This window comes from Mycobacterium sp. 852013-50091_SCH5140682 (genome assembly GCF_001665685.1).
In the GTDB taxonomy this organism is placed as follows: Bacteria; Actinomycetota; Actinomycetes; order Mycobacteriales; family Mycobacteriaceae; genus Mycobacterium.
The window spans coordinates 32,970-52,193 of record NZ_LZTB01000011.1 but is presented as its reverse complement, the minus strand read 5'-3'; the positions used below and the strand labels follow the sequence as shown (position 1 = coordinate 52,193).

22 protein-coding genes are annotated in these 19,224 nt (G+C 67.8%); 11 read left to right on the top strand and 11 right to left on the bottom strand.

Annotated elements, in window-relative coordinates; all coding sequences use genetic code 11:
- Window position 1 precedes the first annotated feature (1 nt).
- Both A5784_RS03785 and A5784_RS03780 read right to left on the bottom strand, forming a co-directional pair.
- Window positions 2-664 carry a hypothetical protein gene (locus tag A5784_RS03785; protein ID WP_064942480.1) on the bottom strand — a complete coding sequence of 221 codons (663 nt, stop codon included), beginning with the start codon at window positions 662-664 and terminating at the stop codon, window positions 2-4.
- A 137-nt stretch (window positions 665-801) separates the two neighbouring features.
- Window positions 802-2,334 carry an amidase gene (locus tag A5784_RS03780; RefSeq protein ID WP_064942809.1) on the bottom strand — a complete coding sequence of 511 codons (1,533 nt, stop codon included), beginning with the start codon at window positions 2,332-2,334 and terminating at the stop codon, window positions 802-804.
- Window positions 2,335-2,396: 62 nt separating this feature from the next.
- Between A5784_RS03780 and recO the strand changes: the two genes are divergently transcribed.
- The 6 genes from recO to A5784_RS03750 all read left to right on the top strand — a co-directional run bounded on the left by recO (window position 2,397) and on the right by A5784_RS03750 (window position 6,971).
- Window positions 2,397-3,239: a DNA repair protein RecO gene (gene recO / locus A5784_RS03775; RefSeq protein WP_064942478.1), complete on the top strand. Its 843-nt coding sequence runs from the start codon at window positions 2,397-2,399 to the stop codon at window positions 3,237-3,239.
- Window positions 3,187-4,071 carry a decaprenyl diphosphate synthase gene (locus A5784_RS03770; RefSeq protein ID WP_064942476.1) on the top strand — a complete coding sequence of 295 codons (885 nt, stop codon included), beginning with the start codon at window positions 3,187-3,189 and terminating at the stop codon, window positions 4,069-4,071. Before recO ends, A5784_RS03770 begins: the two co-directional genes overlap by 53 nt.
- 22 nt (window positions 4,072-4,093) lie before the next feature.
- Window positions 4,094-4,540, top strand: a complete 447-nt coding sequence (locus tag A5784_RS03765; protein ID WP_064942474.1) for a hypothetical protein — start codon at window positions 4,094-4,096, stop codon at window positions 4,538-4,540.
- Window positions 4,537-4,935: an NUDIX hydrolase gene (locus tag A5784_RS03760; RefSeq protein ID WP_064942472.1), complete on the top strand. Its 399-nt coding sequence runs from the start codon at window positions 4,537-4,539 to the stop codon at window positions 4,933-4,935. The genes A5784_RS03765 and A5784_RS03760 overlap by 4 nt, the downstream gene beginning before the upstream one ends.
- A gap of 93 nt (window positions 4,936-5,028) precedes the next feature.
- Complete coding sequence (locus tag A5784_RS03755; protein WP_064942470.1) at window positions 5,029-6,330, top strand: sensor histidine kinase; 1,302 nt, start codon at window positions 5,029-5,031, stop codon at window positions 6,328-6,330.
- Complete coding sequence (locus A5784_RS03750; RefSeq protein WP_064942807.1) at window positions 6,327-6,971, top strand: response regulator transcription factor; 645 nt, start codon at window positions 6,327-6,329, stop codon at window positions 6,969-6,971. Before A5784_RS03755 ends, A5784_RS03750 begins: the two co-directional genes overlap by 4 nt.
- Here A5784_RS03750 and A5784_RS03745 read toward each other — a convergent pair.
- Together A5784_RS03745 and A5784_RS03740 are read right to left on the bottom strand one after the other, a co-directional pair.
- Complete coding sequence (locus A5784_RS03745; RefSeq protein WP_064942468.1) at window positions 6,968-7,366, bottom strand: Fur family transcriptional regulator; 399 nt, start codon at window positions 7,364-7,366, stop codon at window positions 6,968-6,970. The genes A5784_RS03750 and A5784_RS03745 overlap by 4 nt on opposite strands.
- On the bottom strand, window positions 7,363-7,752 hold the full coding sequence (locus A5784_RS03740; RefSeq protein ID WP_029373131.1) for an ArsR/SmtB family transcription factor: 390 nt from the start codon (window positions 7,750-7,752) through the stop codon (window positions 7,363-7,365). Before A5784_RS03740 ends, A5784_RS03745 begins: the two co-directional genes overlap by 4 nt.
- An 88-nt stretch (window positions 7,753-7,840) precedes the next feature.
- Between A5784_RS03740 and A5784_RS03735 the strand changes: the two genes are divergently transcribed.
- Window positions 7,841-9,226 (top strand): glycine--tRNA ligase, encoded by a 1,386-nt coding sequence (locus tag A5784_RS03735; RefSeq protein ID WP_064942466.1) that lies wholly within the window; start codon window positions 7,841-7,843, stop codon window positions 9,224-9,226.
- Between the two features lie 107 nt (window positions 9,227-9,333).
- On the opposite strand, the gene A5784_RS03730 is transcribed toward A5784_RS03735, so the two are convergent.
- Genes A5784_RS03730 through A5784_RS03720 form a run of 3 tightly spaced genes read right to left on the bottom strand, consistent with a single transcriptional unit; the run spans window position 9,334 to window position 11,542 of the window.
- Window positions 9,334-9,840 (bottom strand): DUF302 domain-containing protein, encoded by a 507-nt coding sequence (locus A5784_RS03730; protein ID WP_064942464.1) that lies wholly within the window; start codon window positions 9,838-9,840, stop codon window positions 9,334-9,336.
- Window positions 9,837-10,862: an alcohol dehydrogenase catalytic domain-containing protein gene (locus A5784_RS03725; protein ID WP_064942462.1), complete on the bottom strand. Its 1,026-nt coding sequence runs from the start codon at window positions 10,860-10,862 to the stop codon at window positions 9,837-9,839. Before A5784_RS03725 ends, A5784_RS03730 begins: the two co-directional genes overlap by 4 nt.
- Window positions 10,863-10,879: 17 nt before the next feature.
- Window positions 10,880-11,542: an SDR family oxidoreductase gene (locus A5784_RS03720; RefSeq protein ID WP_064942460.1), complete on the bottom strand. Its 663-nt coding sequence runs from the start codon at window positions 11,540-11,542 to the stop codon at window positions 10,880-10,882.
- A gap of 94 nt (window positions 11,543-11,636) precedes the next feature.
- Here A5784_RS03720 and A5784_RS03715 point away from each other — a divergent pair, with 94 nt between their 5' ends.
- The gene (locus A5784_RS03715; protein ID WP_064942458.1) at window positions 11,637-12,089 is read left to right on the top strand and encodes a winged helix-turn-helix transcriptional regulator; all 453 of its coding nucleotides are present in this window, start codon (window positions 11,637-11,639) and stop codon (window positions 12,087-12,089) included.
- A 10-nt stretch (window positions 12,090-12,099) separates the two neighbouring features.
- Here the strand turns inward: A5784_RS03715 and A5784_RS03710 are convergent, their stop codons facing one another.
- On the bottom strand, window positions 12,100-14,109 hold the full coding sequence (locus A5784_RS03710) for a TPM domain-containing protein (RefSeq protein ID WP_064942456.1): 2,010 nt from the start codon (window positions 14,107-14,109) through the stop codon (window positions 12,100-12,102).
- Between the two features lie 59 nt (window positions 14,110-14,168).
- On the opposite strand from A5784_RS03710, the gene A5784_RS03705 reads away from it, so the two are divergent.
- Window positions 14,169-15,443, top strand: coding sequence for a deoxyguanosinetriphosphate triphosphohydrolase (locus A5784_RS03705; RefSeq protein ID WP_064942454.1), 1,275 nt, complete (start codon window positions 14,169-14,171; stop codon window positions 15,441-15,443).
- Here A5784_RS03705 and A5784_RS03700 read toward each other — a convergent pair whose 3' ends face one another.
- Both A5784_RS03700 and A5784_RS38725 read right to left on the bottom strand, forming a co-directional pair.
- Window positions 15,444-16,274: an alpha/beta fold hydrolase gene (locus A5784_RS03700; RefSeq protein ID WP_064942452.1), complete on the bottom strand. Its 831-nt coding sequence runs from the start codon at window positions 16,272-16,274 to the stop codon at window positions 15,444-15,446.
- Entirely contained in the window at window positions 16,271-16,531 is a 261-nt protein-coding gene (locus A5784_RS38725) for a hypothetical protein (RefSeq protein WP_197514627.1), read from the bottom strand. The genes A5784_RS03700 and A5784_RS38725 overlap by 4 nt, the downstream gene beginning before the upstream one ends.
- A 63-nt stretch (window positions 16,532-16,594) precedes the next feature.
- Here A5784_RS38725 and dnaG point away from each other — a divergent pair, with 63 nt between their 5' ends.
- Window positions 16,595-18,493 (top strand): DNA primase, encoded by a 1,899-nt coding sequence (dnaG, locus tag A5784_RS03690; protein WP_197514626.1) that lies wholly within the window; start codon window positions 16,595-16,597, stop codon window positions 18,491-18,493.
- Window positions 18,494-18,556: 63 nt separating this feature from the next.
- Window positions 18,557-18,856 (top strand): DUF7155 family protein, encoded by a 300-nt coding sequence (locus A5784_RS03685; protein ID WP_502687488.1) that lies wholly within the window; start codon window positions 18,557-18,559, stop codon window positions 18,854-18,856.
- Here A5784_RS03685 and A5784_RS03680 read toward each other — a convergent pair.
- Window positions 18,853-19,119, bottom strand: a complete 267-nt coding sequence (locus A5784_RS03680) for a hypothetical protein (protein ID WP_062832026.1) — start codon at window positions 19,117-19,119, stop codon at window positions 18,853-18,855. The two genes, A5784_RS03685 and A5784_RS03680, sit on opposite strands and share 4 nt — an antisense overlap.
- Window positions 19,120-19,224: the final 105 nt, after the last annotated feature.

Sequence of the window (19,224 nt, the reverse complement as noted above, 5' to 3'; positions counted from 1 at the left end):
CTCACGACCGCGTGAAGACGCAGTGCGCGCTACCGCCGATCGGCTGTTCGGCGACGACCTTGCCGTCCAGCGTGATGCGGCAGCCCGGGCCGGGAGCGTCGCGACCGGTCGCGACGACCTGCAGCATCTGGACATCCGGTCCGATGGTCATGGTGCGCTGCCACGGGATCTTGGTGTGATCGGGGACGTCGGCTCCCGAGGGGTCGGTGACGATGTTGAACACCTCGCCGGACCCGGTGACCTCGAACAGCACGGTTGACCCGCTGGCCGACGCGCCGGGGGTGGGCACCGGCTGGGTGGCCTGCTTGCGTGACGCCGCGGCGGCGTTGTCGTTGAGCATCTGCTGGCGGAAGTCCGGTGTGACACAGATCGTGTCGCCGTCGAACGCCTCGCGCCAAACGTAACCCTGGGCGCAACTCTGCGGGCCGGACGCGCCGTTGGGGTCCTTGTGCGCGCCGGGGTTGGAATTCTGCTGAAGTACCGTCGACCGCTCGTCCGGGGTGACGCAGACGGTGTCGCCGGTGCGGGCCTCCCGCCAGACGTAACCCTGGATACAGGTGTCGGGTCCGAAGGGGAGGGGATCAGCGGCGGCCGGAACCGGGATGACGACGGCCGTGCCGATGACCGCAGCCGCAGCTGATCGGGTGAGATTCCTGATTGCCATGGGAGCCTCCAGATGCTTGGGGAACGCCGACCGGCGGCTGTCGGTCGCCTGGCATCAGGCTAGGAAGACCCTGTGTGGCGCGGATAGAGTAGGCGACTACTCGATCCTTTGCTCCTGCGGCGAAGGCGCTTGCGAAATCAGGTGAGTGCGTTGACTGCGGCAGCCGCCAGCGACGCATCCCGGGTGTCCGCGACGTCCTCGACGACCTTCACCGGGCGGTCCTGCGGGGTGTTCCACCACGGCGCGGGTTGTCGTGCCGCCCAGTCGTTGAGGGCCTCCAACTCGGCGGCCAGCGAGATCAGCAGCGGCTCACTGTGGGCCGGGCCCATCAACTGCACACCGATGGGCAGCCCGTCGGAGGTGAATCCGGCCGGAACATTGATCGCAGGCCAGCCCAAGAGGTTCCACGGCCACGTCAGCGGGCAGTACCGGATCGCGCTGCGCTCGGTCGCGGCCCAACCGCGCCGGTCGAATTCATGGGTCAGGGGCGGGGGCTGCGCGGTGGTGGGCGCGATGATGACGTCGACGAGATTGAATATCCAGCCGACGCGGCGCCGAGCTTCGGCCTCGTGGGCCCGCGCCTTACGCAACACGTCCTGGGACAGCAGTCGACCGATGCGCATGTTCATCACCGTGCGCTCGTCGTAGTCCACTCCGAGTTCGCGGTCACTCAACCGTTCGGCCCAGTCCAGCAGTCCGGCGGTGGAGCGGGACAGGAAGTCCCACGACATCCGCAGGCTGTAGTTGGGGTCTTTTCGGACGACGCTGTGTCCCAGCTGATCGAGTTGCTCGGCGACGGTCTGCAACGCGGCGAGGATCTCCGGGTCCAGCTTGGCCCGCACGCCGGTGAACGGGAATGCCGTCGACATCGCCACCCGCAGCGGTCCCGGCGCCTGCCCCACGAAGTCGGCGGCCTGCACGGGTGGTGGTTGATGCAGATCGCCTGCGGCATTGCCCGACGCGGCGTCGAGCACCAGCGCCGCGTCGGTGACCGTGCGGGCCAGTACCCCGTTGACGGTGATGCCGTTGAACGCCTCGGGCAGCGGCCACGTGGAGATCCGGCCGCGCTGCGGTTTGATGCCGACCAGATGTGTCCACGCGGCGGGGATGCGGACGCTGCCTGCGCCGTCCGAGCCGATGGCCGCGGTGACCAGTCCGGCGGCGACGGCCGCTGCGCTGCCTCCGGACGAGCCGCCCGCACTGTGTTTACGCGACCAGGGATTGCGGGTGTGTCCGAATCCCGGTCCGCCGGTGAACGGCCATTGTCCGAGCTCGCACGTGTTGGTCTTGCCGACGATGACCGCGCCGGCCTCCTTGAGGCGACGCACCACCTCGGCGTCGGCCGTGGCCGGGGGCGCCTCTGCGTCGGTGCCGAACCGGGTGGGCACTCCGGCGATGTCGACGTCGTCTTTGACCGCGATGGGAATTCCCAACAGCGGCAGTTGTTTACCGGCCGCGCGTTGGCGGTCGGCGGCGTCGGCGTCGGCCATCGCCTGCTCGGCGAGCACGACCCGGAACGCGTTGAGGGTGGACTGGCTGGCGGCGATGGCGTGCAGCGACCGCTGCACCAGTTGCTCGGATGTGACGGCGCCACTGGCGAGTTGGTACAGCTGGCTGACGAGGGTAGGGAAGACCGGAGAGGTCGCGTCGGTGGCCGTGGATTTTCCCATCGCTTTGAGGATATCGGCGGTGCGTTCCGGAATCTGTCGGGCCACGATGAGAGACTGTCACGATGCGGCTGTACCGGGACCGGGCGGTGGTGCTGCGCCAGCACAAGCTCGGCGAGGCCGACCGGATTGTCACCCTGCTCACCCGCGACCATGGTTTGGTGCGCGCGGTGGCCAAGGGGGTGCGGCGTACCCGCAGTAAGTTCGGCGCCCGGCTGGAGCCGTTCGCTCACATCGATGTTCAGCTGCATCCCGGCCGCAATCTCGACATCGTCACCCAGGTCCAGGCCATCGACGCGTTCGCCGCCGACATCGTCAGTGATTACGGTCGCTACACCTGCGCGTGCGCCATGTTGGAGACGGCCGAACGGTTGGCCGGCGAAGAGCGGGCGCCCATGCCCGCGCTGCACCGCTTGACGGTGGCGGCACTGCGGGCGGTCGCGGACGGCTCGCGGGCTCGGGAGCTGGTGCTCGATTCCTATCTGCTGCGGGCGATGGGGGTGGCCGGCTGGGCGCCGGCGCTGACCGAATGTGCCCGCTGTGCCGCACCCGGCCCGCACCGCGCGTTCCATGTCGCGGCAGGCGGCAGCGTCTGCGTGCACTGCCGGCCCAGCGGATCGTCCACGCCGCCGCAGGCGGTACTCGAACTGATGACGGCGCTGCACGACGGCGACTGGGAATACGCCGAGACGACGACGTCAGGGCACCGCAGCCAGGCCAGCGGGCTCATCGCCGCGCATCTGCAGTGGCATCTGGAACGTCAGCTGCGGACGTTGCCTCTGGTGGAGCGGGCCTACCGCGTGGATCGGACGGTCGCCGACCGCCGGGCCGCGCTGGTCGGGCAGGATATGGCACATGGCATTCACACGGGGCAAGACGACCTACCCGCAGCTGCCCCCGGCGCCTGACGACTATCCGGTCTTCCCGGATACGTCGACGTGGCCGGTGGTCTTCCCGGAATTGCCGCCCAACACCAACGGTCGTTTTTCGCGCCCGCCGCAGCACACGTCCAAGGCGTCCGCGCCGAAGATTCCGGCCGATCAGGTGCCCAACCACGTCGCTGTGGTGATGGACGGCAACGGCCGCTGGGCCACCCAGCGCGGCCTCGGCCGTACCGAGGGGCACAAGATGGGCGAGGCGGTGTTGATCGACATCACCTGCGGCGCAATCGAACTCGGTATCAAGCATCTGAGCGTGTACGCGTTTTCCACCGAGAACTGGAAGCGCAGCACCGAGGAAGTCCGGTTCCTGATGGGCTTCAACCGCGAGGTGGTGCGGCGGCGTCGGGAGAACCTGGACGCCATGGGCGTGAACATGCGCTGGGTGGGCTCACGTCCGAAGATGTGGCGCAGCGTCATCAAGGAATTCGACATCGCCGAGCAGATGACCGTCGGCAACGACGTCATCACCGTCAACTACTGCGTGAACTACGGCGGCCGCACCGAGATCGTCGAGGCCGCGCAGGCGTTGGCCGAGGAAGCGGCCGAAGGCAAGATCAACCCGGGCCGCATCAACGAGGCGTCTTTCGCCAAGCACCTGCACCGGCCCGACATCCCCGACGTCGACCTGTTCATCCGCACGTCAGGGGAACAGCGGGCCAGCAACTTCCTGCTGTGGCAGGCCGCGTACGCGGAGTTCGTGTTCCAGGACAAGCTCTGGCCCGATTACGACCGTCGCGACCTGTGGGCGGCCTGCGAGGAGTACGTCAACCGCAACCGCCGCTTCGGTAGGGCCGAATGATGAGCCTGAGAGGCAGGGCCGAATGACCAGCCTGCTGCAGCAGTTGTCCTCCGCCCTCGGCGAGGTGATGTCCGTTGTCGAGGAAGAGGACGACGCGCTGACCGTGACGGTCGACGGGTCGGTCGCCTCGGTGCGGGTCGTCACCATCGCCGAAGGGCTGGAGATGGTGTCACTGACCCAGCCGCTGGCGTGGGACCTGCCGCTCAACAACAAGATTCGCGAACGGGTGGCCGGCCACGCCAGTCGCACCATGCTGGGTTCGGTGGTCCTGGTGGAGAAGTTGGTCACCACACCCGCCAACGGGTCGACGCCGAAGGGGTCGGCGCGCAAGAGCCCCGCGAAGAAGGTCGCCGACGTGATGCTGCGCTACAACTTCCCGGCAGCCGGGCTCACCGACGACGCACTGCGCACGCTGATTCTCATGGTGTTGGCGACGGGTGCCGATGTGCGTCGCGACCTCATGTCATGACGGTTCTGCACATCGTGGCCGCGGTCGTCCTCGATGAGCGCAACCGGGTGCTCGTCGTCCGCAAGCGCGGCACGTCGAAGTTCATGCAGCCGGGCGGCAAGATCGAGCACGGGGAAGAACCGTTGCAAGCACTCGCCCGCGAGGTTGCCGAGGAACTCGGCACGGGCTTCGACCTGACGACGGTGCGCCCGCTGGGGACTCACCACGCCGTCGCCGCCAATGAACCCGGCCACGTCGTCGATGCACAGCTGTATCTGGTCAGCCTCCAGGGCGAGCCGCACCCGGCCGCCGAGATCGAGGAGATGGCGTGGATCGACCCGCATGCCCCCGGTGACATCGAGCTGGCCCCACTGACCGAACACACCGTTCTGGCACTTGCGCGCGACCCGGTCTAGTGGCGACGGTGCGGGAGGGTGGGGACAGCCCTACCTCGAACACACTGGTGCACCGGATAGGAGGGCGCCCGAGAAGTGCCTAGCGTCGAGGACATGAGCACCGTTCCCACGCTGGCCGGCGCGGCGCAGCCCGAACGCGTCGGCTTCCTCCGTCAGCTCGGCATCGACACCGGCTACACGCTGCTCGGATTCCCGTTCGCCGTCGCGAGTTGCAGCGTCATCGTGACCGGGGTGTCGGCGGGGCTCAGCACGCTGGTCATCGTCGTCGGCTTTCCCATTCTCGCCGGCACGCTGTTCATCGCTCGCTTCTTCGCCGACGTCGAGCGGTGGCGTATCCCTGCGGTGCTGTGCCGGCCGCTGCCCCGGCCGGTCTACCGGAAGGCCGAACGGGGTGCCGGCGTGTGGAAACGGATCCTCACCCCGCTCACCCAGATCCAGTTCTGGCTCGACCTCGCGCACAGCATCTTGTATTTCCCGGTCGCGGTGGCCACGTTCTGCATCGTCGTGAGCTGGTGGGCGTTGGCGATCGGCGGCACGTTGACCGTCGTGTGGGACTGGACCATCCCGCGGGGCCCGGACAACCGCTCACTCGCCCAGCTGATCGGGCTCGGCGACAGCACCTTTGCGCGGGTCGGCCTCCAGACTGCCATCGGGGTGCTGTGCCTGATCACCCTCCCGTTCGTGGTGCGCGGCTGCGCGCTCATCGCGGCGGGTTTCAGCCGGCTCCTGCTGACCGGCGTGGCTGAGATGCGCCAGACGATCACCGTGCTGACGGAGCAGAAGGCGGCCGCGGCGTCGGCGGAGGCGACCGCGCTGCGTCGGCTCGAACGGGACATCCACGACGGTCCGCAGCACCGACTCGTCCGCCTCGCGATGGACTTGAGCCGTGCGCGCCAACAGCTGGACAAGAATCCCGAGGCGCTGCGGCAGACGCTGGACGAGGCGCTCGGACAAACCCAGGACACCTTGGACGAGCTGCGCGCGCTGTCGCGCGGCATCGCGCCGCCCGTGCTCACCGACCGGGGCCTGCCCAGCGCGCTGGCCGCTCTGGCGGTCCGGTGCACTGTCCCGGTCGAGCTTGTCATCGACCCTGAGCTCGGCACCCCGGCCGGTCGGCTCGACGCGGCGGTGGAGACCGCTGCCTACTTCGCCGTCGCCGAGTCGCTGACCAACGTCGCCAAGCACAGCGGCGCGGCGAATTGCTGGGTCACCGTGGCGCATGGGCCTGGTCGGCTCGGCGCCGAGATCGTCGACGACGGGGACGGCGGTGCACATGTGGCGAAAGGCCATGGCCTGTCCGGCCTCGTCGACCGGGTGCGGGCGGTCGGTGGCACGCTGACGGTGGTCAGTCCCGCGGGCGGACCGACGACGATCGGGGTGGAATTGCCGTGCTGAGAATTGTGGTCGCCGACGATGCCGTCCTGCTGAGGGAGGGCCTGATCCGGCTGCTGACCGAAAATGGTCATGACGTCGTCGCCGCAGTAGGTGACGGGCCGTCGCTGGTGCAGGCGATCGAAGAGCATCGGCCGGACGTCTCGGTGGTGGATGTCCGGATGCCGCCGTCGCATACCGATGAGGGATTGCGCGCCGCGGTCGAGGCGCGACAGCGGGTGCGCCGTTCTCCCATACTCGTGTTGTCCCAGTACGTCGAGGTTTCGTATGCCGATGACCTGCTGGCCGACGGCGCCGGTGCGATCGGCTATCTGCTCAAAGACCGGGTCTCGGCGATCGACGAATTCCTCGATGCGCTGCACCGTGTGGCGTCCGGCGGAACGGTGTTCGATCCGGACGTGGTCGCGCAGCTGTTGGTACGACGCCGTCGCGACGACCCGCTGCGGGAGATGACCGTGCGGGAACAAGAGGTGCTCGCGCTGATCGCCGAGGGCCGATCCAACACGAGCATCGCCCGCACTCTGGTGATCAGTCACGGCGCGGTGGAGAAGCACATCGGCAGCATCTTCGCCAAGCTCACGCTGCCGCCCGATCACGAACAGAATCGCCGGGTTCTCGCCGTGCTGGCTTATCTGCGTTGCTAGTCGGCTGATCCGCCGCATTCGCCGCACACCCCGAAGATCTCGATGGTGTGGCTGATGTCGGAGAAACCGTGCTCGCGGGCGACCTCGGCGGCCCAGGATTCGACGTGCCCACCGGAGACCTCGACGGTCGAGCCGCAGGTGCGGCACACCAGATGGTGGTGATGGTGTTCTGAGCAGCGGCGGTATACCGATTCGCCGGTGTCGGTACGCAGGGTGTCGACGACGCCTGCGGTGGCCATCGTCTGCAGCGTGCGGTACACCGTGGTCAGGCCGATGCCCTCGCCGCGGCGGCGCAGTTCGTCATGCAGTTCCTGAGCGGAGCGGAAGCCCTCCGTCTCGTTGAGCAGCTCGGCGATCGCGGCCCGTTGCCGGGTGGACCGGACCGCGCCCGTCACCGGCGGTCCTCGCAGGCGTGGGCGACCGCGTCGACGACGATGTGGGCCAGGTGGTGGTCGACGAGACGGTAGAGCACCTCGCGGCCGGCCCGCTCGCTGGACACCACGCCGGCCTGCTTGAGGATCCTCAGGTGCTGGCTGACCAGGGGCTGCGGAACGTCGAGCGCGTCGACCAGTTCGTGGACGCAGCGTCCCGACTGCTGCAGCTGCAACACGATCGCGATCCGTACCGGCGCGGCCAGTGCCCGTAGCAGCTCCCCGGCGGTGTCGAGCACCTGGCGCGGCGGGAGTTCCAGTGCCGGGACGCCGGCGTGATCGTGCACCGCGTCGTGATCGGCGTCGGGATCCGGTGGCGTAGTATCGGCGAAGTTGGAAACGGTTTTCATTAACCGTCAGAATACATGCGCGGAATCGCATGTCAACAGTTCTGGCGGATTATCGGTGCTCGCGGCGGTATCGCTACTCTGTTGCACCGTGGCATCCATCATCGACACCGTTGCGAACCTGGCCAAACGCCGTGGTCTGGTCTATCAGTCCGGCGAAATCTACGGCGGCACGAAGTCGGCGTGGGATTACGGGCCACTTGGTGTCGAGCTCAAGGAGAACATCAAGCGGCAGTGGTGGAAATCTGTCGTCACCGGCCGCGAAGACGTCGTCGGCCTGGACAGCGCCATCATCCTGCCCCGCCAGGTGTGGGTGGCCTCCGGTCACGTCGACGTGTTCAACGATCCGCTCGTGGAGTGCCTGAACTGCCACAAGCGGCACCGGCAGGACCACATGCAGGAGGCCTATGCCCTCAAGAAGGGCATCGACGACCCGGACTCCGTGCCGATGGACGAGATCGTCTGCCCGGACTGTGGCACCAAGGGTCAGTGGACCGAGCCGCGTGACTTCAACATGATGCTCAAGACCTACCTCGGCCCGATCGAGAGCGAGGAAGGCCTGCACTACCTGCGCCCCGAGACGGCGCAGGGCATCTTCGTCAACTTCGCCAACGTGGTCACCACCGCGCGCAAGAAGCCGCCGTTCGGCATCGGTCAGATCGGCAAGAGCTTCCGCAACGAGATCACGCCGGGCAACTTCATCTTCCGTACCCGCGAATTCGAGCAGATGGAGATGGAGTTCTTCGTCGAGCCCTCGACCGCGGGCGAATGGCACAAGTACTGGATCGACACCCGGCTGCAGTGGTACATCGACCTGGGCATCGACCCGGAAAACCTGCGCCTGTACGAGCATCCGCTGGAGAAGCTGTCGCACTACAGCGCAGGCACCACCGACATCGAGTACAAGTTCGGTTTCGCCGGCAACCCGTGGGGTGAGCTGGAAGGCATCGCCAACCGCACCAACTTCGACTTGTCCACGCACTCAGAGCATTCCGGCACCGACCTGTCGTTCTACGACCAGGCCACGGACACCCGCTATGTCCCGTACGTGATCGAGCCCGCAGCCGGTCTGACCCGTTCGCTGATGGCGTTCCTGGTCGACTCATACACCGAGGACGAGGCGCCCAACGCCAAGGGCGGCGTGGACAAGCGCACGGTGCTCAAGCTCGACCCCCGGCTGGCCCCGGTCAAGGCTGCGGTGCTGCCGCTGTCGCGGCATGCCGACCTGTCGCCGAAGGCCCGCGACTTGGCTGCCGAATTGCGCAAGAGCTGGAATGTCGAGTTCGACGACGCCGGGGCCATCGGCCGTCGCTACCGCCGCCAGGACGAGATCGGCACGCCGTACTGCGTGACGGTCGACTTCGACACGCTCGAGGACGGCGCGGTCACCATCCGTGAGCGCGACGCCATGACCCAGGAGCGCGTCGCGCTGGACAAGGTGTCCGACTATCTCGCGGTCCGGCTCAAGGGCTGCTGACTTTCTCCCACGGGCAGTCCCCCGCAAGCGGGAGGGGCCCCCAGCAAACTCGCACTATTTCACTCGAAATAGTGCGAGTTTGCGTCTGCTCGGCGGGGAAACGGGGTTTAACGCAGCTGCGGCGGAACGTCGCCGTCGAGCAGTTCGACCAGCGCCGCCACCAGGCCGTCGAGTTCGCGGCCGACGGCGGCGATGGCCGGGTTGTCGTAACTGTCGAACAGCAGGCTGGGCTGGTCGAGGGCCAGCACGGTGCCCTGAGGCGCGTCGTAGAGCAGCGTGCGCAGCGGTGCGTGCAACATGACCGCGGGGTCGTGACGGTACATGCGCTCGGCGATGGTGTGATTGCCCATCAGGTACTCGGTGGCGCGCCGCGTCGCGGCCGACAGTGCCATCGTGGGCGCGACGTCGATGCTGTGGTACCGCATGAAGCCGTGTGGGGCTTGCTGTTTCGCGATCGCAACCACCTCGTCCCAGTTCGCCGCGGCCGTGTACGCGCTGAGATCGACTGCGGGAACCAGTGATTCGTAACGCTCCCGAGCCCGGTCGTACCCGTCGGGCAGTGCGATCAGCAGCCGCCGGCTCGGGTGGTCGACGGCGCTACTGTGCCGCGTCACTGCTGCGAGCCCGCGACATCGAGGACGATCCGAAAGCGTGCCTGCCCGGACATCATGCGCTCGTAGGCTTTCGGAGCCTCCTCGAACGGCATGACCTCGATCATCGGGGCGATGCCGTTGGCGGCGCTGAACGCCAGGCTGTCCTCGTTCTCGATCGACGAACCGGTGAGACTACCGACGATGCTGCGGCCGCCGAAGATCACGTCGGCGGTGTTCACCTCGATCGGGTCCGGAGCGGCGCCGACGACGACGAGCTGTCCATGCGGTCGCAGCCCGGTCACCAGCGGACTCATGGATGCGCCGCTGGCTGCGGTCGCGATCACAGCAGCGGCGCCGCCCAAGGCGCTCAACGCCGCACCGGGATCCTCCGCGGCGCTGTCGATGTAGTAGTCCGAACCCAAAGCCGTTGCCAGTTCGGCCTTCTCGGCGCCTCGGGCGATGGTGGCGACGCGGTACCCGAGTTTCTTGGCGTACTGCACGCCGAGGTGGCCCAAGCCGCCGAGGCCCTGGATCGCGACCAGTGCTCCTGGCGGTGCGCCGGTGGCGCGCAACGCGTTGAACGTCGTGACGCCCGCACACAGCAGGGGAGCGGCGAGGTTGGCAGACAGCTGGTCAGGTATCCGGACCAGTCCCGTCGCCCGGACATAGAGCATCTCCGCGTAGCCACCGTCCTCGGTGGTCCCGGGTTGCGGCTGATCGGCGCAGTTGACGAAATCGCCTCGGCGACAGGACTCGCACTCGCCGCATTGGCCGCCGAGGAATCCCACGCCGACGCGGTCGCCTGGCTTCCACCGGTTGACTCCGGCGCCGACCGCGTCGATGACGCCGACGATTTCGTGACCGGGAACCACCGGTCGTTCGGGTTCGGGGCGCAGTCCCTCGACGGCGAGGAAATCGCTGTGGCATACGCCGCAGCTGTCCACTCGGACGCGCACGTGACCCGGCGTGGGTGGCACCACCTCGCGGTCGACAAGTTCGAAATTGCGTTGGCCGGTGACCTGATAGGCCCGATACGTTGTCATGGCGTATCTCCCCGGGCCTACGCGAAGGCTCCGACGCGGGCCCGCCGCGTCAGCTCGTCGGCGAGCACCTCGTCGGCACCGGATTCGATGCCGTCGACGATCTGCCGCGCGACGTCGGCCGGATCGTTCTTGGGCACATCGAGATCGGCCACCATCGAGGTGTCGGTGTAACCGAGGTACACGCCCACCACATCGGTGTCCTGGCCCTGCAGCTCCAGGCGCAGTGAGTTGTTGGCCGACCACAGCGCGGCTTTCGAGACGCCGTAGGCGCCGGAACCGGGCAGCCACGACAACACCGAGGCGATGTTGACCAGGGTGCCGCCGGCCAGCTGCGGGGCGAACGCCCTCGTCACGCGCAGCGCGCCGAAGTAGTTGGTCTCCAGCACCGAGCGAATCTCGTCGAAGTCGGACTGCAACAGCGACCGGCCGCCCAGCACGCCGGCATTGTTGACGACGATCGTGGCGTCACTGGCGAGTTCGGCGAGCCTGGCGACCGAGTCGGCGTCGGTGACCTCGGCTTGGACGACTACCACCCTGGGGTCGGCGCTTGGCTCGGGGCTTCGGCTCGTGGCGTAGACCTTGGTGGCGCCGCGGGCGAGCAATTCGTCCACGATCGCTTTGCCCAGTCCGCGCTGGCCACCGGTTACCACGGCCGTCGAACCCTTGATCTGATGGGACATTCGATTCTCCTTCGAAGTCGGTTGACTGCCCGAACATCACCTTCATCAAGCAGACGAGCTGGGTAGGTATTCCCAACTCAGCTAGAATAGCGGTATGCGCACCGATCCGTGGACTGATAACGCCTGTCCGATCGCCCGCACCATGTCGGTGCTGGGGCAGCGGTGGGCCGTGCTGATCATTCGGGAGGCGCTGCTCGGCAAATCCCGGTTCTCGGAGTTCCGCGACGCGCTGGGGGTGGCTTCGGATGTGCTCAGTGCGCGGCTCTCCGAGTTGGTTCAGGCAGGCATTCTCGAAGTCGTCGACTATCAGCAGCCGGGCGATCGCACCCGCAGCCGTTACGTCCTGACCGACGCCGGGCATGACCTCATCCCGGTGTTGGCGGCCATCGGGCAGTGGGGGCACGTGCACCTGGCCCGGCCGCACAGCAGTGACTACCGCTTCATCGAGGCGGAGACCGGCGACCCGGTGGGCATCGGCTTCCGTCGCAAGGACGGCACCACGGTTGCGCCCACGCAGGTCGCACTCGTCGACACAGGGCCGAGTTAGGGCGCGTTCGTCAGAACCGGCCGCTGCCGCCGCTGTAGCTGCGGCCCGACGAGCGTGACGCGCCGCCGTACGACGTCGGCCGTCCCATGCTGCGGCCCCCGCCGTAGCCGCCGCCGAACCCACCGCCGAGGCCGCCGCGCAGCACGTTGCCGATGATGATGCCGCCCAGCACCGCGCCCATGTCCGAGCCGCCACCGCCGCCGTACTGCGAGGTGTAGGACCGTTGCGCGGCGCGCACATCGTCATTGGCCAGCCCCTGTGCCTGCGCGGCCAGCGTGGACGCGCCATTGGCATGTGCGACAGCCTCATTCGGGTTCGCGGCGCGCTTGGCCAGCGCGGCGTCCAACTGTCGGCCGGCTTCGGCGAGCCGGGTACGTGCCTCTGGACCGATGCTGCCGCGCCGGGTGTCGATGAAGTCCGACACGGCCTTGATCCGGGACTGCGCAGTGTCGATAGCCTGGTCGAGGGCGCGCGCGAGCCGCTCGGCTGCCTCGCGCTGGGCGTGCACGCTGGCCAGCAGCTGATCGAGGTCGGCGTCGGCCTTGGTCAATCGCGTGAACGTGCCCAACGGGTCGGCCTTGCCATTGGCGCTCGCATCGGTGGCCGCAGTGGCAGCGGCGTCTCGCGCGGCTTTCAGCTCGGCCGGTTGTGGCGTGGACGGATCGTTGAGCAGGGCCGTGGCTTGGCTGATGCCGTTGTTGATATCGGTGATCGCCGCGGGCAGCCCGGCGATCGCCCGATTGATGTCGCTTGCCGCGCTGTCCACCGCGTCGAGCAGGGTGCGGGCCTGTCCCAGTGCGGATTCCGCGGCGCGGACGGCGTCCACCAGCGCGGTCTGGTCGGTGGCGGGACGGGACACCAGGCTGCGGGCCGACGTCATGTTGCGATCGGCGAACGCCAACCGCTCCTTGGCCGCATCGACATTGCCCGCAACCGAACTCAACGCGGCCGCATCGAACTGCTGGTGCAACGTGTCCAACGTCTGCTGCGCCGGCGCCAGGCGCGCGGTCAGGTCGACCACTTGCTGGGTCATGCCGTCCAGCCGCGTCGGGGCATTGATCACCAGGTCGCGCAACTGATCGAAAGCTGTGCTCTGAGTGTCGAGTTCACGATCGGCCTTGGCGGCCGCCACGATGACCCGGGTCAACAGGTCGCGCCGCTGCAACGGGGTTTCGGGCACCGCGTCGTCGAGGATCTGCCGCACGTTGAACGCTTGCGCCAGTGCGGTTTTCGCATTGGTCACCGCCCGGCTGAACGCCTCGGTCTGCTTCGATCCGAATTCCTCGACCGCCAACTGCAATTCGGCGTCGCTGGTGCGCACCGCATTGTCGACGTCGACGACGATCGAACGCGACAGCTCGTCGAGGGCCTCGAGCGGGACCGTCGCCAGCGCGTTCGGATCGGTGGGGTCGACGCGTTTGGCGGCCTCGAATTCGGCCTTGCGGCGCTTGGCGCGCCGGCGTGCCGACCACCAGAACAGCAGCCCGGCCAGCGCGAGCACCACGCCGAGGGCGGCGACCAATGCAGGCCACGAGAAGCCCGGCGCCGCTTGCGGTTCGGTGTTGAGCCGATTGGCCGCCGCGATCGCTGCGCCCGCCCAGTCGTCGCGGCGCAAGGCGGGGGTGATGCTGTTGCGGCGGATGTCGTCGGCATCCGAGGAGCTGATGTTGGTGACCGTCGACGGCACCTGGAAGGCGAACGCGCGGTCCACGGTGGCCACCGCCAGCACGGCGTCGTCGTCACCGAAATCGCTCATGGTCATGGTGCGCTGGGTCCAGCCGAGCGCGTTCTGTCCGGAGAAATCCTCGACGAAAACCACCCACAGCTTGATGCGCCGCTGGTCGTAGAGCTTGTCGAGGGCGTTCTGCACGCTGGTGCGCTGCTGCGGTGAGAGCGCGCCCGCGTTGTCGGTCAACTGGGTCGACAGTCGCAGCGGCGGTTCCGCACCGGCACCCGGGGCCACCAGTAGCCCGACCATTAGGACCGTGAGCAGCATGGGCAGCAGACGGGCGATGCGCATGACGGCCAATCTAATGTGCTGCACGGTATCGCTGCTGCGTCCTGGCAGACTGTGCCTCGGTGAACGACGACGGGTACGACCCCTACGACGACTTCGACCGGGAACGCCTGGTGGTCGAAGCGCCGAAGGCTGCCGCACTTCCCGGCACCGACACCGTGCATCGCACCGATTTCGCCAGGGACCGGGCCAGGGTGCTGCACAGCGCGGCCTTGCGCCGGTTGGCCGACAAAACCCAGGTGGTCGGGCCCCGGCAGAGCGAGACGCCGCGCACCCGGCTCACCCATTCTCTCGAGGTGGCGCAGATCGGTCGGGGCATGGCGATCGGGCTGGGCTGCGACCCCGACCTCGTCGACTTGGCCGGCCTCGCCCACGACATCGGCCACCCGCCGTACGGGCACAACGGGGAACGCGCGCTCGACGAGATCGCGCAGTCTTTCGGCGGGTTCGAGGGCAACGCCCAGAACTTCCGGATCCTCACCCGGCTCGAACCCAAAGCCCTTGACAGCGAAGGTCGTTCGGCTGGGTTGAATCTGACCCGGGCCTCACTGGACGCGGTCACCAAATACCCGTGGCAGCGCTACGGCGGGCGCAAGAAGTTCGGGTTCTACGACGACGACGCGCAGGCGGCCGCATGGGTGCGCGACGGCGCTCCTGCCGAGCGGCCCTGCCTGGAAGCGCAGGTGATGGACTGGGCCGACGATGTCGCCTACTCGGTGCACGACGTCGAGGACGGGGTGATCTCCGGGCGCATCGACCTGCGCGTCCTCGCAGACGCCGACGCGGCAGCGTCGCTGGCGCAGTTGGGCGCCAAGTCGTTTCCGGTGCTCAGCCATGACGATCTGCTGGCCGCCGCGGACCGCCTGTCGCGCATGCCCGTGGTCACCGGGGTGGGCAAGTACGACGGGACGTTGGCCGCGTCGGTCGCCCTCAAGCGGCTCACCAGCGAGCTCGTCGGCCGATTCGCCAACGCCGCGATCACCGAGACCCGCAAAATCGCAGGCGACGGCCCGCTGCGGCGCTTCGACACCGACCTCGCTGTGCCCGCCACGGTGCGCGCCGAGGTGGCGGTGCTCAAGATGCTGGCGCTGCAGTTCATCATGTCCGACCACCAGCACCTGCAGATCCAGACCGACCAGCGCACTCTCATCCACGAGGTTGCCCTGGCGTTGTGGGCGCAGGCCCCGGTGAGCCTCGACCCCCTGTTCGCGCCGGAATTCATCGCGGCCCCCGATGACGGGGCCCGGCTGCGGGTCGTCATCGACCAGATCGCGTCCTACACCGAGGGTCGGCTGGAGCGTGTCCACGAGGCGCGCTCGCCCCGCCCGCTGGGGTGATCAGCCGCGCAGCCGGCCCATCACGACATCCGGGCGGGCCCACAACAGCGCGCCACCGAAACCGGCGATGACACTGCGCGTCGCCCCGGGGATTCTGGCGGCCAGCGTGGCACCGAGATCTGGTGAGTGCACGGTGTCGTCGGCGCCGAACAACACGTGCACGTCGACTCCCGGTGACAGCAGGTGCGCCGGCCACGGCGACGTCGCGAGCACGGTGTCCCGGGCGTAGCCGGCCGCCCCCTGCGCGAAACCGTCATCGAGGGCGGCACGCAACATCGCGCGAAAGCCTGGCTGGTCGTAGACAACCGCGTCCGACGCCGGGTAGCCCGTCATGATCATGTTCAACAGGGCGGTCGCGGTGTAGCCGGAAAGATCGTGCATCGCCCCGTCAGGGTCTGCGGTGATCGCGGCGACGAATTCGCGGTGGGTCTGCGACAGTTGTGCGGCCACCGCGGGATGACCGAGGTCGTCGATCGGCGACACGAGCACCAGCCGCGAGGCGCGGCCGGTGGCCGCCAAAGCCAACCCGAACGGGGCGCCCTGGGAATTGGCGACCACAGGGACCGGGCACCCGACAATGGTGTCGATCACCGCGGCGAGGTCGGCGGCGACACTGTCGAGGGTCTTACCCGGATCGGGCGTGGATGCGCCGATGCCCGGGCGGTCGACGGATATCAACCGAACCCCGGCGTCGTCGAGCATCTCAAGGCCGAATGCCATCCGCCTGCCGCAGCCCGCGCCGGCGATGAACACCGCCGGTTCACCCGCGTCGGGCCCGTAGCTGGCGTAAGCCATTCGGCGCCCGTGGGATTCGACCCAGCTTTCGTTCATGCGATCTTGTCCAGGTTGGCCTTCACCACATCGATGCCGCTGGTCTGGGGAGCTGCGGTGCCCCTGTAGCTGTGGTAAGCCCTGTACAGGGCACTCAACGGCGCGACGACGACGGCGAAGACCACCGACAGCCTCGCGAACCGGTTGGTCGTCGGTTGCTGCTGAGGCGGCGGCGCCTGGTAGGTCGGAGGCTGTGCCCATCCACCGAAGGGTTGTCCGCCGAACGGATCCATACCCGGGCCCCCGCCGTAGCTCACGGTGTCACGGTACCGGGGGCAAACCCGGTCAGACACCGGGAAAGCGCCGCATAGACTATGCCCGTGGCCGGCCGGATTCCTGATCGCGATATCGCGGCCATCCGTGAAAAAATTCGCATCGAGGACGTCGTCGGCGATTATGTCCAACTGCGTCGTGCCGGCGCGGATTCGATGAAGGGTCTGTGCCCGTTCCACGACGAGAAGTCGCCGTCGTTCCACGTCAGGCCCAACCACGGCCACTTCCACTGCTTCGGCTGCGGCGAGGGCGGTGACGTCTACGCCTTCATCCAGAAGATCGAGCACGTCAGCTTCGTCGAGGCCGTCGAGCTGCTCGCCGATCGCGTCGGCTACACCGTCACCTACACGGGTTCGTCCACCACCAACGTGCAACGCGACCGGGGCAGCCGCAGTCGGCTCCTGGCCGCCAACGCCGCCGCGCAGGAGTTCTACGCCGAAGAACTGAAGTCCGAGGAAGCCGCAGAGGCGCGCAAGTATCTGACCGAGCGCAACTTCGACGCCGCAGCGGCCGCGCAGTTCGGCTGCGGATTCGCCCCGTCCGGCTGGGACAAGCTGACAAAGCACTTGCTGCGCAAGGGTTTCGAGTTCAAAGAGCTCGAAGCCGCCGGGCTGAGCCGGGAAGGAAAACGCGGTCCCATGGACCGCTTCCACCGGCGTCTGCTGTGGCCCATCCGGGTGTCGTCGGGGGAGACCATCGGGTTCGGCGCACGCCGGCTCTTCGACGACGACCAGAACCAGGCCAAGTACGTCAACACCCCGGAAACCGTGCTCTACAAGAAGTCGCAGGTGCTCTTCGGGCTCGACCGGGCCAAACGCGATATCGCCAAGGGGCATCAGGCCGTCGTCGTCGAGGGTTATACCGACGTGATGGCCATGCACATGGCCGGCGTCACCACCGCGGTGGCCTCGTGTGGCACCGCGTTCGGTGAGCAGCACCTATCGATGCTGCGGCGACTCATGATGGACGACAACTTCTTTCGCGGTGAGCTGATCTACGTGTTCGACGGCGACGCCGCCGGGCGGGCCGCGGCCGTCAAGGCGTTCGAGGGGGAGCAGAACCTGTCGGGGCAGTCGTTCGTGGCGGTCGCTGCCGACGGCATGGACCCGTGCGATCTGCGGTTGCGGTCGGGTGACGGCGCCCTGCGCGATCTGGTGGCGCGGCGAACCCCGTTGTTCGAGTTCGTCATTCGCAGTGCGCTCGCCGAACACGACCTCGACAGTGCCGAGGGGCGGGTGGCCGCGCTGCGCCGGTGCGTGCCCATGTTGGGCCGGATCAAAGATCCCACGCTGCGTGACGAGTACGCGCGCCAGCTGGCGGGCTGGGTGGGTTGGGATGACGTGGCCCAGGTGATCCGCCGGGTTCGTGAGGAAGCAGGCCGGCCCGCACGCCGTGACGATCATCGCTCCCCGGAACCGCAGGACCGTCCGAAAGCGCCACCCGTGCAACGGCCGAACCCCACGGACCCGACGCTGTGGCCGCAGCGTGAGGCGCTCAAGGCCGGGCTGCAGTACCCGGGCTTCGCCGGGCCGGTGTTCGACTCACTGACCGTGGAGAGCTTCACTCATCCCGGCTACGCCGCGGTGCGGGCCGCGATCGAGGCCGCAGGTGGCACGGCCGCCGGGCTCTCGGGTGCGCAGTGGATCGAGGTGGTCCGCGAGCAGACTAACTCGCCCGCAGCGGCGAACCTGGTCAACGAACTGGGCGTGGAGGCCATCAACGTCGAGGACGACGAGCAGTTGCCGCGCTACATCGGCAGCGTGCTGGCCCGCCTGCAGGAAGTGTGGGTCGGGCGGCAGATCGCCGAGGTCAAATCCAAGCTGCAGCGCATGTCACCGGTCGAACAGGGTGATGAATACCACGCCTTGTTCGGGGACCTGGTGGCCATGGAGTCCTACCGCCGCAGCCTGCTGGAACAGGCCAGTGGTGACGACCTGACTGCGTGATTGCTCACATCACGATATGGTGAACGCGCTGTCGACCTGGACGACGCGAGAAAGGCAACTCTGGTGACATTGATCAGCACCCGCACGCGGCGGTTCGTCGCTGTCGGCGCATTTGTGGCGGCCGCAGTCGCTGCCCCGGCGTTCATCGCGACCATGACCCCCCAGGGCGGTGAGGTCAGCGCATCTCCGGCCTGCCTGGCGTGGTTCGGCAACAAGGACGACGGTAAGTGCCTGTCCTACTCCAACAATGGCAACGGCTATGCCCCGTCGTTCTCGATCGGCCCGCAGGGCACCGGCCAGAACGGCGGCCTGACCACCGGCCCGCTGCTGCCCGGTCAGACCATCAATCAGGGAATCGGCTAACTACCGGCCCGTTTGACCCTCGAACCGTCGGTGTTCTCCATGGAGAGCACCGACGTTTCTGCGTCTATGGGGGTCATTCTCACGAACTGCGGGTCGGGGGACACCCGCTTGGCGATGGTGCGACGCCCGGCGTCGAGCACGGCCTTGGTCGCGGGATTGCCGGTTACCGCGCGATAGGTGCTGGCGATCTGCTCATAGCGGCGTCGGCCCGCCTTGGCACCCAGTACATAGCCGACGGCGATCACGGCGGCATAGCGGATCACGGCGCTCCTCCCAGACGGCGAATGTGTGCTTCCATCCTGCCTCACCGCTACGCCGACGCGCCCGTCCGGGAGCGCATTGGCGGCAGCGGCGGTCCGTACGCTAGA

What these genes read in the sequence shown, in the direction of transcription:
- A5784_RS03785 (WP_064942480.1), bottom strand. Translation starts at nt 664, where the DNA reads ATGGCAATCAGGAATCTCACCCGATCAGCTGCGGCTGCGGTCATCGGC.
- A5784_RS03780 (WP_064942809.1), bottom strand. Translation starts at nt 2,334, where the DNA reads ATGGGAAAATCCACGGCCACCGACGCGACCTCTCCGGTCTTCCCTACC.
- recO (WP_064942478.1), top strand. Translation starts at nt 2,397, where the DNA reads ATGCGGCTGTACCGGGACCGGGCGGTGGTGCTGCGCCAGCACAAGCTC.
- A5784_RS03770 (WP_064942476.1), top strand. Translation starts at nt 3,187, where the DNA reads ATGGCATTCACACGGGGCAAGACGACCTACCCGCAGCTGCCCCCGGCG.
- A5784_RS03765 (WP_064942474.1), top strand. Translation starts at nt 4,094, where the DNA reads ATGACCAGCCTGCTGCAGCAGTTGTCCTCCGCCCTCGGCGAGGTGATG.
- A5784_RS03760 (WP_064942472.1), top strand. Translation starts at nt 4,537, where the DNA reads ATGACGGTTCTGCACATCGTGGCCGCGGTCGTCCTCGATGAGCGCAAC.
- A5784_RS03755 (WP_064942470.1), top strand. Translation starts at nt 5,029, where the DNA reads ATGAGCACCGTTCCCACGCTGGCCGGCGCGGCGCAGCCCGAACGCGTC.
- A5784_RS03740 (WP_029373131.1), bottom strand. Translation starts at nt 7,752, where the DNA reads ATGAAAACCGTTTCCAACTTCGCCGATACTACGCCACCGGATCCCGAC.
- A5784_RS03725 (WP_064942462.1), bottom strand. Translation starts at nt 10,862, where the DNA reads ATGACAACGTATCGGGCCTATCAGGTCACCGGCCAACGCAATTTCGAA.
- A5784_RS03720 (WP_064942460.1), bottom strand. Translation starts at nt 11,542, where the DNA reads ATGTCCCATCAGATCAAGGGTTCGACGGCCGTGGTAACCGGTGGCCAG.
- A5784_RS03715 (WP_064942458.1), top strand. Translation starts at nt 11,637, where the DNA reads ATGCGCACCGATCCGTGGACTGATAACGCCTGTCCGATCGCCCGCACC.
- A5784_RS03710 (WP_064942456.1), bottom strand. Translation starts at nt 14,109, where the DNA reads ATGCGCATCGCCCGTCTGCTGCCCATGCTGCTCACGGTCCTAATGGTC.
- A5784_RS03700 (WP_064942452.1), bottom strand. Translation starts at nt 16,274, where the DNA reads ATGAACGAAAGCTGGGTCGAATCCCACGGGCGCCGAATGGCTTACGCC.